15 protein-coding genes and 1 pseudogene are annotated in these 12044 nt (G+C 44.2%); all 16 read right to left on the reverse strand.

Features of this window, described 5'->3' with window-relative positions:
• On the reverse strand, positions 1 to 1633 hold a 1633-nt coding region (flhA, locus tag J7M13_09515; GenBank protein MCD6364216.1), incomplete at its 3' end, for a flagellar biosynthesis protein FlhA.
• 6 nt (positions 1634 to 1639) lie between these two features.
• Positions 1640 to 2737 carry a flagellar biosynthesis protein FlhB gene (gene flhB, locus J7M13_09520; GenBank protein ID MCD6364217.1) on the reverse strand — a complete coding sequence of 366 codons (1098 nt, stop codon included), beginning with the start codon at positions 2735 to 2737 and terminating at the stop codon, positions 1640 to 1642.
• On the reverse strand, positions 2727 to 3488 hold the full coding sequence (gene fliR / locus J7M13_09525; GenBank protein ID MCD6364218.1) for a flagellar type III secretion system protein FliR: 762 nt from the start codon (positions 3486 to 3488) through the stop codon (positions 2727 to 2729). The genes flhB and fliR overlap by 11 nt, the downstream gene beginning before the upstream one ends.
• A 21-nt stretch (positions 3489 to 3509) precedes the next feature.
• On the reverse strand, positions 3510 to 3779 hold the full coding sequence (gene fliQ, locus J7M13_09530; protein MCD6364219.1) for a flagellar biosynthesis protein FliQ: 270 nt from the start codon (positions 3777 to 3779) through the stop codon (positions 3510 to 3512).
• Positions 3780 to 3793: 14 nt separating this feature from the next.
• Positions 3794 to 4552: a flagellar type III secretion system pore protein FliP gene (gene fliP, locus J7M13_09535; GenBank protein ID MCD6364220.1), complete on the reverse strand. Its 759-nt coding sequence runs from the start codon at positions 4550 to 4552 to the stop codon at positions 3794 to 3796.
• 4 nt (positions 4553 to 4556) lie between these two features.
• The gene (gene fliO, locus J7M13_09540; GenBank protein ID MCD6364221.1) at positions 4557 to 4949 is read right to left on the reverse strand and encodes a flagellar biosynthetic protein FliO; all 393 of its coding nucleotides are present in this window, start codon (positions 4947 to 4949) and stop codon (positions 4557 to 4559) included.
• Positions 4946 to 5311 carry a response regulator gene (locus J7M13_09545; protein ID MCD6364222.1) on the reverse strand — a complete coding sequence of 122 codons (366 nt, stop codon included), beginning with the start codon at positions 5309 to 5311 and terminating at the stop codon, positions 4946 to 4948. Before J7M13_09545 ends, fliO begins: the two co-directional genes overlap by 4 nt.
• Before the next feature lie 38 nt (positions 5312 to 5349).
• Positions 5350 to 6498, reverse strand: a complete 1149-nt coding sequence (gene fliY, locus J7M13_09550) for a flagellar motor switch phosphatase FliY (protein MCD6364223.1) — start codon at positions 6496 to 6498, stop codon at positions 5350 to 5352.
• On the reverse strand, positions 6491 to 7483 hold the full coding sequence (gene fliM / locus J7M13_09555) for a flagellar motor switch protein FliM (GenBank protein MCD6364224.1): 993 nt from the start codon (positions 7481 to 7483) through the stop codon (positions 6491 to 6493). The genes fliY and fliM overlap by 8 nt, the downstream gene beginning before the upstream one ends.
• 14 nt (positions 7484 to 7497) lie before the next feature.
• The gene (locus J7M13_09560; protein ID MCD6364225.1) at positions 7498 to 7965 is read right to left on the reverse strand and encodes a flagellar basal body-associated FliL family protein; all 468 of its coding nucleotides are present in this window, start codon (positions 7963 to 7965) and stop codon (positions 7498 to 7500) included.
• 18 nt (positions 7966 to 7983) lie between these two features.
• Positions 7984 to 8700: pseudogene (locus J7M13_09565) on the reverse strand (flagellar motor protein MotB).
• Positions 8701 to 8718: 18 nt separating this feature from the next.
• Entirely contained in the window at positions 8719 to 9513 is a 795-nt protein-coding gene (locus J7M13_09570) for a motility protein A (GenBank protein MCD6364226.1), read from the reverse strand.
• 20 nt (positions 9514 to 9533) lie between these two features.
• Positions 9534 to 9743: a flagellar FlbD family protein gene (locus J7M13_09575; GenBank protein MCD6364227.1), complete on the reverse strand. Its 210-nt coding sequence runs from the start codon at positions 9741 to 9743 to the stop codon at positions 9534 to 9536.
• Positions 9744 to 9774: 31 nt separating this feature from the next.
• Positions 9775 to 11079 (reverse strand): flagellar hook protein FlgE, encoded by a 1305-nt coding sequence (locus J7M13_09580; GenBank protein ID MCD6364228.1) that lies wholly within the window; start codon positions 11077 to 11079, stop codon positions 9775 to 9777.
• 59 nt (positions 11080 to 11138) lie between these two features.
• The gene (gene flgD / locus J7M13_09585; GenBank protein MCD6364229.1) at positions 11139 to 11558 is read right to left on the reverse strand and encodes a flagellar hook assembly protein FlgD; all 420 of its coding nucleotides are present in this window, start codon (positions 11556 to 11558) and stop codon (positions 11139 to 11141) included.
• A 16-nt stretch (positions 11559 to 11574) separates the two neighbouring features.
• Positions 11575 to 12044, reverse strand: a 470-nt coding sequence (locus J7M13_09590; GenBank protein ID MCD6364230.1) for a flagellar hook-length control protein FliK, incomplete at its 5' end; no start/stop codon positions are given.

Here is a 12044-nt window from a genome sequence, read left to right on the forward strand (position 1 = left end):
CCCTTATAGGAACCCCTTCCTTAAGTAGTCCCTGTAAAACTTTCTGGATCTCGCCAAGACTCAAAGCTCTGCTAAGCTCCTCAACAAGCGCGGGATGCTGTCCTCTAACAAGGTCTATCAAATTCTGGACCTCCTGGCGAGTCAGAAGCTCAGCTGCATGTCTTTTTATTATCTCAGTAAGATGCGTTGCTAAAACTGCAGGAGGATCCACAACGGTATAGCCAAGCCATTCCGCTCTTTCCCTTTGCTCAGCAGGTATCCATATAGCGGGTAGACCGAAGGCAGGCTCCTTAGTCTCTATACCCTCCAGCTTTTCCTTAGCGGTTCCTGGATTCATAGCGAGATAGTAGTCTACCATGAGCTCTCCCCTTCCTACCTCAACCCCTCTTATCTTTATCACATATTCATTCGGTTTAAGCTGCATGTTATCCCTTATCCTTATAGGAGGAACGACGAGCCCGAGTTCCATGGCTATTTGTCTTCTTATCATCGTTATTCTGTCTAAGAGATCTCCACCCTGCTTGGGATCAACGAGAGGAATCAGAGAGTAGCCTATCTCTATCTCCATCGGATCAACCTGAAGCAAAGAAAGCACGCTTTCCGGTCTTCGTACCTCCTCTTCCTCTTTCCTCTTCTCCTCTTCTATCATCTTGACTTTTTCGATTCTCGCTGCCCTTCTCATTATAAAAGCCATACTGCCCACAATAATAGCAAGAGTCAGAAACGGCACGGTTGGCAAACCTGGAACGATAGCAAAGAGCGTAAGTATAGTGGCTCCTATCATTAGCGGGCGAGGATGATAGGTGATCTGCTTAAGAAATTCCACTCCAAGATCATGTTCAGCAGCTGCCCTGCTAACTATTATCGCAGTGGCGGTAGATATAACGAGAGCAGGGATCTGAGCGACGAGACCATCCCCTACGGTAAGTAAAGTATATGTCTTTAGGGCTTCACTCAATGGAAGCCCTCTTTGAATAACGCCTATAACTAAACCGCCTATTATATTAACCAGTGTGATAAAGACACCTGCTATCGCATCCCCTTTAACAAATTTACTTGCTCCGTCCATAGCACCATAAAAGTCTGCCTCTCTCTGAATCTCTTCCCTCCTTCTTCTTGCTTCAGCCTCATCTATTAAACCAGCGTTAAGGTCAGCATCTATGCTCATCTGCTTTCCAGGCATCGCATCTAAAGTAAAGCGAGCTGCAACCTCCGCAACTCTTTCCGCTCCCCTTGTTATCACTATAAATTGTATTAGGAAAAGAATTAGGAATATTACCGCACCGACTACGTAATTTCCCCCTACGACGAAGTTTCCAAACGCCAGTATCACCTTCCCTGCATATCCCTGAAGCAAGATCCATCTCGTTGTTGAAACGTTTAAGCCAAGCCTAAAAAGAGTGGTAAAGAGAAGAAGAGATGGAAAGACGGAAAAATCAAGAGGGCGTGCTATATAAAAGGTAGCGAGGAGAACAAGAATAGCAAATGTAATATTAAAAGCGAGAAGAAAATCAAGCAAGGTAGTAGGAATGGGAATTATCATCAATATAACCGCCATAACAAGCGCTATGGCGACTATTATATCGCTATGCTTCAGCCACGGATAGCTCGTGGTAGCTCTAACCTCAGCCATCTTTCCTTAAGCTGCCACCTTCCCTTCCCGCAATCTATAGACAAACGCCAAGACTTCAGCAACTGCTTTATAAAGCTCCGGTGGTATCTCGTCTCCAATATCCGCGGACCTATAAAGAGCCCACGCGAGAGCCCTATCTTCAACTATGGGTATTCCGTGTTCCTCCGCTATCCTCCTTATTCTCTCTGCCATTAGTCTTTCTCCCTTAGCAACCACCACTGGAGCATTCATTATTTCCGGCTCATATCTTAAAGCGACGGCGACCATCACAGGGTTTGTAACAACAACCTGTGCCTTAGGAACCTCTTGCATCATTCTTCTTCTTGCAAGTTCCCTTTGCTTTTCCCTTATTTTCGCTTTTATCCTCGGATCCCCCTCAACCTGTTTGTACTCTTCTTTTATCTCCTGCTTGCTCATTCTTATGCTCCTTTCGAATTCCCACTTTTGATATCTATAATCTATTATCGCCAAAATTATTAAGAAGGGCAATACCTTCAAAAGAGTGAAGAATATAAGCTTGCTTATAAGAAAGAGATTAGCCGGAAATGGAATGAGTATTGCTTTAAGATAGGTAGGATAATCCGCCTTTATGTATCTATAAACAACATATCCAACAAGAATAGCCTTAACAAGCCCCTTTATAAGCTCAACGATCGATCTTAGGGAGAAAATCCTTCTCAGTCCATTAATCGGATTAAGCCTATTTAGATTGAAAGCAAATGGTTTAAAAGTTATATAGAAGCCAACTTGATATATGTTGACCGCAAGCGCTGCAACCAAGGCAAGGAGAAAAAAGGGAGCAACAGTCTTCAGAAAGAAACCTATTATGGCAGATTGTGCATCAACCGCGTTATCAAAATTTATATCGCTTTTAGCAACCACGTATAGACTTGAAAGGACATACCTTGCCAACGAAACTATGTTCTCTCGAAGATGCCCTTCAAGAAGTAGCATGGCAAGCAAGCCAACGCCTATTATAACGACGGAGTTGAGATCGGCGCTCCTTGCCACCTGTCCCTCCTGTCTTACTCTTCTCCTTCTGCGAGGAGTAGCAGGCTCAGTCTTCTCTTCAGCAAATAGCTGAAGATCTATTTCATTTAAGATGAACGATAACTTCTCCGAGATTCCTGATGAGACCACCTAAAACCCCCTCCATAAAGGTCTTTAAAGCAGGCAATATGAACATCAGAGTAAGGAAGGCTATCGCTATCTTAAGAGGAAAACCTATAACGAAGATATTAAGCTGTGGAATCGTTCTCCCTATTATTCCCAAACTTATATCTATTATCAGAAGAACCGCTATTATAGGAAGAGCTATCTGTATAGCAATCAAAAACATTCCTCCAAAGATAGAAACTATTTCTTTGGTTAGACCACCTGTAAATTTAGCTCCTCCAAGGGAAATAAGCTTAAAGCTGTTAAACAAAGCCATTAGAAGATAGTGATGGCAATTAGTTTCCAGAAACAGAAAGACACCAAGCAAGAACTTAAGCTGGCCGGTCAAGCTTACGCTAACACCAGCTTCAGGATCGAGAACCGAGATTATTCCAAAGCCCATTTGATAGCCGTAAATGGTACCAGCGAGTTGAAAGGCAGAAAATATCATAGAAACGGAAAAGCCCATCGCAAGCCCGGTTAAAAACTCCTTAATCGCATAAACACCAAATCTAAGCGGAGAAAAACCAGGAATCTTTAAAAAAGAATAAAGCGGATAAAAAAGTATAATGGCAAGAAAGAAAGCCAACCCGAGGCGTGCCACAGTCGGTACCGTCCTACTGTTGAAAAGCGGGGCAGAGAATAAGAAAGCTGTTATTCGCAGAAAAACAAGCAGAAAGGCATCCAGATGCTTTAGCAAATCCTGAAGCATATCTGTCCATTATCTTAATATCAAAGGGATTGAATTCCAGAGCCCCGTTGTAAAATCAATAAGAAGTCTAAACATCCAAGGACCAAAATAGATGATACTTATTAAAACCGCCACTATCTTAGGAATGAAAGTAAGGGTCTGCTCCTGTATCGAAGTGGCCGTTTGAATAATGCTTATAAGCACTCCAACAACAAGCGCTACTCCCAACATGGGAGCAGCAACCAACAACGCTGTAAAAAGAGCCTTTCTTATTATTTCTATAGCCATTGCATCGGTCATAAAGTTATCCCTCCTTATTTAAAGCTGGCAACGAGCGATCCAACGACAAGATCCCATCCATCTACCAGTACGAACAACAAAACCTTAAACGGTAATGAAATCATCATGGGAGGAAGCATGATCATACCCATTGACATCAGGACACTTGCTACCACCATATCAACAACGATAAAGGGTATATATATCAGAACCCCCATCTCGAAAGCCGTTTTAAGCTCACTTAAGACAAAAGCGGGGATCAACACATAGGTAGGAACATCCTCCCTATTTCTTGGTCTTTTTATCTTTGCCAGTTTAACCATAAGTGCTATATCCTTTTCCCTTGTCTGTTTAAACATAAATTCTCGCAATGGTTTAATCGTGTTATTTAAAGCCTCCTTAGCAGAGATCTTTCCCTTCAGATAGGGTTGAAGAGCATGAGCGTTTATATCCTTCCAAACGGGCATCATCACAAAAAGAGTTAGAAAGAGCGCCAATCCCACGAGTATCTGCGTAGGAGGCATCTGCTGGGTAGCAACCGCGTTTCTTATAAAGGAGAGAACTATAACTATTCTTGTAAACGAGGTAACCATAAGAACGATAGAAGGTGCTAAGGATAAAACTGTAAGTAAAAAAAGAACTTGAAGGCTTAGCGCAACATCACCGGGACCCTTCGCAGGCTCAAAACCCAGCGTGATCTTTGGAACGGGTATAGGAGGAGGTTGAGCCCAAGCGACCTTGCCGAAAAGAAGAAAAAGGAGAAACAGGAAGAGAAGAATTCTCTTTTTGCTCATTCCCTCATCTCTTCCCAAGAAATCTCTCGAGATGCTTTCTGAATGAGGGGGCTATCTGCACTTCTTCTCCCTCAAGGGCGGTAACCTTTTCCATCTCTGCTATAAGGTTCACCCCACCATCTCCTACACCTAAGAGAAAAATCTTCTCCCCAACCTTTACCAGGCACAAAAACCGCCGATTATCCAGATAAATCCTATCTAAAATCTTTATAAAATCGCTTTCCCTCGATTTTCTCAGATACCCCTTTATATACCATGAAAACAGAAGAATTATACCAACAACTATAACTAATGCAACTATCGACTTAACAAGTAGCTCCCCAAAACCGGGGAGCTTTAGATTCGCGTCTCCCTTATCAGCAGCCCAAGCGATAGAAAGAAAAAAGAAAGCCTTCACTTACTTAAAGCCTTCTTCACCGCCTCCAGGACCCTATCTGGCTGGAACGGCTTAACAACGAAATCTAACGCCCCCGCCTGTATTGCCTCTATGACCATAGCTTGCTGACCCATAGCACTAACCATTACTATCCTTGCATTCGGATCGAGCTTTTTTATCTCCTTAACGGCGGTTATCCCGTCCATCTCTGGCATGGTTATGTCCATCGTAACTAAATCAGGTTTTAATTCCTTGTATTTCTCCACCGCCTGTACTCCATTCTCCGCCTCACCGGCAACCTCATAACCATTTTTAGTTAGGATATCTCGAAGCATCATCCTCATGAAAGCCGCATCATCCACGATTAAAATGCGTGCGCTCATACAACCCATCTCTCCTTTCTAAGAGATTTTTAACCAAACTATGTAAGGCTCTCTAACCTCTCTCTTGGAGAAATTATATCAGTTATCCTGACTCCAAAGTTCTCATCTATAACCACAACCTCTCCACGCGCTATAGGCTTACCGTTTACAAGAATTTCAACCGGTTCACCCGCGAGCTTATCAAGCTCAATTATCGAACCAGGACCAAGATTAAGTATATCACGTATAAGCATCCTCGTTTTACCAAGCTCAACCGTAACCTTAAGCGGAACATCAAGTATCAGCTCTATATTCTTCGGAGGAACGGCAGAGGTCTGCGAAGTTTGAAGTGGTGCAAACTGTGCAGGCCTCGCCTCAACAGCGGGTTGAGACGGCGGTGGCGGTGGCGCAGGTTGAGGAGCCTGAACCGTTGGCGTTGGAGGCGAAGAGGAAGTAGGTTGCTGAGCCGCAGGTGCAGACTGAGACTCAACCTGCACTTCCTCGGAAACGCTCTCTCCTGCCTCCGAAGCAGAAGCAAGAAGCTTGGAAGCCAGATCCTTAGCCATATCAAGCGGAAATACTTGAAGCATCTCCCCATCGACCACATCACCTATCTTAAAGCTGTAAAGAAGATAAACAACGCTATCATTCTCCGTCAAACCGCTTATAAGCTCAGGTTTTTCATCGAGGTTCACCTTCTCAGAAGAAGGCGGAGATATAACGTATTTCCCACCGAGTAGCGTGGAAAGAGTAGTAGTCATGGATCCCATCATTTGACTTAGAGCCTCATTTACAGCACTTTGATAAAGCTCGTTCAGCTCCTCCGGAAGTTGAGAGCCGTCTCCCCCCATCATAAAGTCAGCAATGGCAAGTGCTTCTTTTTCCCCAAGAATAACTGCGGAGTTCCCCATTATACCTTCAGTAAACTCTATCTTAAGAAGTAAATTACTTCCCTTTTTAAGCTCATAAATGTCCGCTAACTTACCCTCCTTAACCTCTTTAACCGTTATCTCAACAGGTTTATTAACAAGAGTTGAAAGAACCGTAGAGGCAGAGCCCATAACAACGCTTCCCATTTCCTTAAGAGCGTCTATCTCTTCAGGAGACAGGTTATCACCCTTCTTCTCTTCCGCAGGGGAGGGACCTCCCCCCGCTTGCGCCTTTAGGAGAGCATCTATTTCCTCCTGCGTTAAGAGGCCATCACTCATTTAAAAACTCCTCCCCCTCCACGAGGCTCTCTATCTGAACTGCAAGCTTCTTACCTAAGGTGCCAACCTTTCCCTTGAATTTAACTCGCTCTCCAACCTTAACGTCCACAAGAGAACCAACTCTCTGATTCAATAGTATAACATCTCCTATATCTAAATCAAGGAGCTCACCAACCGTTAAAGTAGAACTACCAAGCTCGGCTGAAACCGGTATTAGAACCCTCTCCAAGCGCTTTCTAAGATTTTCCACCATCTCTGGAGGCGTTTCCTTCCTGACCGCGGAGAACCAATACTGTGCACTTAGCTTGGAAACAATGGGTTCGAGAACAAAGTAAGGAAAGCACAGATTTATCATGCCCTCTGCCTCTCCTATCTTAGCGTCTATGGTGATAACTGCTGTCATATCGTTTGGAGGTGCTATCTGAACAAATTGAGGATTACTCTCTATGCCCTCAAGCCTCAGTTTCAGCTCAACAACATGCCCCCATGCTTCCTCAAGTGCCGAGAGAAAGTCATCTATAAGTCTTCTAACAACCATCATTTCTATATCGGTTAACTCTCTCGGCTTTCTCAAAGGCTCTCCCTTTCCCCCAAGAAGCCTATCTATGACAGCAAATACCAGTGAAGGATTTATCTCCAATATCGACGTTCCCTCAAGAGGATCAAGAGCGAAGAGGCTTAACACCGTAGGATTCAATAGGGATCTCGTGAATTCCTCGTAGGTTACCTGATCCACCGAGACTACCTTCATCTGTACCACAGATCTAACCCTTGCGGAAAGGTTAGTCGTAAGAAGACGCGCAAAACTCTCATGTATCATTTGAAGCCCTCTGATCTGATCTTTAGAAAACTTATCGGGCCTCTTAAAATCATAAACCTTTATCTTTCGAGTTTCTTTCTGCTTTATGGTTTCTACATCGAGATCACCGGAGGTTAAGGCCTCAAGAAGCGCATCTATTTCGTCCTGAGATAATACCTCAGGCATTTACCCTCACCACCTTACTGAACGAGAAACTCCGTAAAATAGACCTTGAGGACTCTTCCCTTATCCCTCGGTATAATTTTATTTATCGCTTCCTTTATCTCTGATGCAAGGGACAAAAGCCCTGCCGATGTTGATAAATCTCTCGTTGTCTTATCCTTTACAGTAAGTATTATAACATCACGGAGTCTCACATTCCACTCTGGCTTAGAAAGCTCACCAAGTATTTTTGTGTTACTGAGCTCAAGAGAAACCTTAAACCTTGCAAAGTGCGTCTCGATTTTATCCGCAAGGTTCACCGTAAACTCTCCCATGTCCATTATAGGACCACTTTTAACCACCCGCTGTTCCTCTCCTCTTTTTTTTAGCTTGTCTGTAACGATCTTCTGAGCTATGAAGAAGGATACACCCGCAGATATGATAATCGCCGCCAAAACTATTATCAGCATTTTCGGATCTATAGGAAGCTTTATCTTAAGCTTCACCCTTTCCAACCTCCTCCTTTAAAAGGGAACGAGCCTTTTCGTGCTCAAGACCACTATATCCACCCTTCTATTTAAAGCTCGATGTTCAGGCGTGTCATTGGGAACTATAGGCTTATAAGGACCATATCCCGCTATTGAGATTCTTCTCGGATCGATACCTCCTCTTCTAATCATAAACTTAGCAACTGAAGCGGCTCTCGCCGCAGAAAGCTCCCAATTAGAGGGATACCTGGGCGTGCTTATAGGTATGTTATCTGTATGTCCTTCTACCCTGAGATCATTCGGAACAGTATTCAAAATCTTGGAAAGCTCCAGTAATGTGGAAATTGCATCAGGTTTAAGAACCGCGCTTCCCGGATCAAAGAGAATGCTCTCTGTGATGGTTATAACGATCCCCTCTCTTGTAAACCTCAGCCTTATCCTCCCACCTAAGTTTTCCCTTTGAACAAATCTTTCAACCTGTTTCATTACCTCCTTCATATAACGAGTTTGCTGCTTCAGCATTCCAGCATCTATACCGGTAAATCCCATTCCAACGAGTTTTTCCACATCGAAGGTCTTTCCTCCACTCAGAACGCCAAGAGCACCCTTGAAGGAAAGAATCATCTTCTGGAACTGCATAACATCTATGGTTGAAAACGAAAACAGAAAAACGAAAAAGGTAAGGAGGAGGGTAACCATATCCCCATAGGTGGTAAGCCACCCTGCACCTCCCCCTTTTTCCTCCTCCTTCCTCCTCTTCTCCCTCGGCAACTAAGCCGCCTCCCCAGATTCCCTTTTCTTAGACTCTTCGTAAAGAGCCCTAATAGCTGGAGGAAGATAAACCTTGAGCTTCTCCTCCACTATTCTGGGGTTCTCTCCAGCTTGAATAGCTAAAACCCCTTCAACGACCATCTCCTTGGCTATTATCTCCTCCTCCGTCCTTACCGCCAGCTTCTTAGCAATGGGAAGGGCAAAAGCATTAGCTATAAAGGATCCGTAAAACGTAGTTATAAGAGCAACCGCCATACCAGGCCCCAAAGCGTTGGGATCATCTAAGTGTCCAAGCATCTGAATCAAACCTATCAAAGTACCAAGCATCCCAAACGCCGGTGCCATTTCTCCCCAAACTTCGAAAACAGATCTATTAGACTTATGTCGCTCCTCAAGGAAGGATATCTCTGCATCGAGAATATTTCTGACGAGCTCGGGATCAGTTCCATCAACTACAAGCTGGATACCCTTTTTTATGAAGGGATCTTCTATACCAGCTGCTTCATCCTCAAGTGCAAGTAATCCCTCTCTTCTTGCACGCTCAGCAAATCTAATCATAAGGTTAAGGACCTCCAGCATGTCATGGCTTTTGGCAAAAAAGGCACTTCTTAAAAGCTGAGGTAATAGCTTCATGCGCGGCAGAGGATTACTAGCCATCGTAACTGCTATGCTTCCTCCAAAGGTGATAAGAAAAGATGGTATATCTATGAATGCGCCAGGATCTCCTCCCATTATTATGGCTCCTATGACGAGGCCCCATCCCATAAAAATACCTGCCGCAGTTGCTAAATCCATTGCATCACCATCTCAAGAAACTATTCTTTTTTCCCATTATACCATACGGGATTAGCCAATGAACGCTTGTATTCTATAACCTTTTTAACCACGTCGTCAACGGACTCCTTAACGACGTATCTATGCTCGTTAACGAGGGTCACCACCGTATCTGGAGTAGATTCGATCGTCTCTATGAGATCCGCGTTGACCACAAACTCCTTACCGTTAAGCCTTGTCAGCTTTATCACCCCCACCCCTCCCCTCCTAACAAGCTAAAAGTTACCTCTTGAGGGCCAAGAGATCTCTCAAGCTCTCATCAGCGGTGGTTATAACCCTCGTGTTAGCCTGAAATCCTCTCTGAGCCACTATCATATTTACAAACTCTTCTGCTATATCTACATTAGACATCTCAAGATACCCTTGAAGAACTACTCCTGCACCTCCGGAACCAGCGAACTTAAGCTGAGCGGTTCCAGAGTTATAGCTCTCCGTAAAGAGGGTATTTCCAGCCTTGTTTAAGCCAGCAGGATTGCTAAAAACCGCTATAGCAAGCTTATAAAGCGGTTTCGTTCGACCGTTACTATAAACCCCGCTAACCAGTCCGCCTTGATCAACGGTGAAGCTCTTTAATACACCCATTGGATACCCATCTACATATTTAGCAGACATCGTAAAATCCGAGGCGAACTGCGTTACCCCATGTATCGCATCTCCCTTATGAGCAAAATATACTCTTATGCCTTGAGGAAGCGTAGCCCCACTATAGATAGAAGAAGTCGCAGAATTCGCTGGAATTGTCATAACACTTGCAACATCGTTTGTGGCATCGAGTAGACCATTACTCCCAAAGTTTAACACTGCGAGAGATCCCGAAGCAGCAACTCCTATGCTCCCACCCGATGTCTCATAGGTCAACACCCATCCCACGAACCATTGATTATCCCCCACCTTCGTTACAGATATCTTAAGGTCATGAGTATTACCCAAAGAGTCATAAATCTGTGTCCACGTGGTATATGTAGTTCCTATGGAAGCAGAAGCATCGAGATTACAACCGAGATCGATCCTTGATGTTTCCTTGCCTGGGAGTTTCTCCCCAACCTCAACCTGAATTGGGACCAAAGAGGTTGTATCAACAGCTACAGTCCCATCACTGGCTATGCTTGCTACCCATCCCTGAAGAACATAGCCAGTTGCAGGATCCACAAAGGTGCCGTTAGAGTCCATGGCAAATGCTCCCGCCCTCGTATAGTAATAGCCAGCGCCATCGCTCAGAACGAAAAAACCATCCCCCTGAATCATCATATCGGTGTTCTTACCGGTCATTTGAGGGGTCCCCTGCGTAAAAATAGTGTCCACCGCTCCAAGCTGCATCCCCATTCCTACCTCCATAGGGTTTATTCCACCAAGATTACCAGTAGGAGCCATGGCACTTCTTAACGTCTGATAGAGGACATCTTTGAAGGTAACCCTGCTTTTCTTAAAGCCCACCGTATTGACGTTAGAGATATTATTACCTATGACATCAAGCTCGAGAAGATGATTTTTTAAACCGGAAATTCCGGAATATAAGCTTCTTAGCATTGGAAAACGCCTCCTTCTTTGAGAGGCGCTCCTTCGCCGATTTTTTCATCCGTGAATTTTCAAGCTTTTACCTCTTCAACGCTATTTAAAGGTATCTCATACTTTCCATCATCTATCACCAAGACTATCCCGTCCTTCGTGGGCTTTATTCCCGTAACCTTACCCTCTACCTTATCGCCACTTTCAGAATCCGTGAATTTAACCGTCTTACCTATAAGGTTAAAAAACTGTGCCCATGACATATCAACGAGAAACTTCTCAAGTTCCTTGGACATATTGGTTATCTGCTCGAGCGTGCTAAACTGAGCCATTTGAGCAACGAACTCCTTATCCTCCATCGGAGAAAAAGGATCCTGATAGCGAAGCTGAGTAACGAGAAGCTTTAAAAATGCGTCTTTATCAAGCTCTTTCCCTCGAGTCAGTTTGGTATCGCTCGATGGGAAATAATAAGCGCCTAAGTTGTTAACTCTATCAAACATGCCTGCTCACCTCTCATTAAGCCAAAATATTGAGCAGGCCTTCCTTGGCCATCTTGCTCAATCTCAGCATATCCTCTCCCTCATCAACGGGAAGAGATTCATCAACGGCATCGAGAAACCCTGTCTTTTTAGAAGAAGGAGATTTTCCCATCCACCCTTCATCCTTTTTCTCTCCACTGTTCATCTCCCCTCCGTAAAAAAGACTTGCCTCAAGAGAATAACCCTGCTCTTTAAAGAATGAATGAAGATGATGCATATTACTCTCAAATAGAGCTTTAACATCCGCGGAGGGTAACCAGAAGCGAGCGGTAGCTCTTCCATCATGAAGTGAGATGCTAAACTTAACCTTACCAAGTTCTGGAGGGTGAAGCTCAACCGTCGCCTCTCTCTTACCTTCTCTCAAGTTGAACTCGAGCTTCTTCAAAAAAGCCTTTACCGTCATTTCTTCAGAGACCAATGGACGCTCTTCCGCCCTTGCCTGAGAGG

This window comes from Synergistota bacterium (assembly GCA_021159885.1).
In the GTDB taxonomy this organism is placed as follows: domain Bacteria; phylum Synergistota; class GBS-1; order GBS-1; family GBS-1; genus AUK310.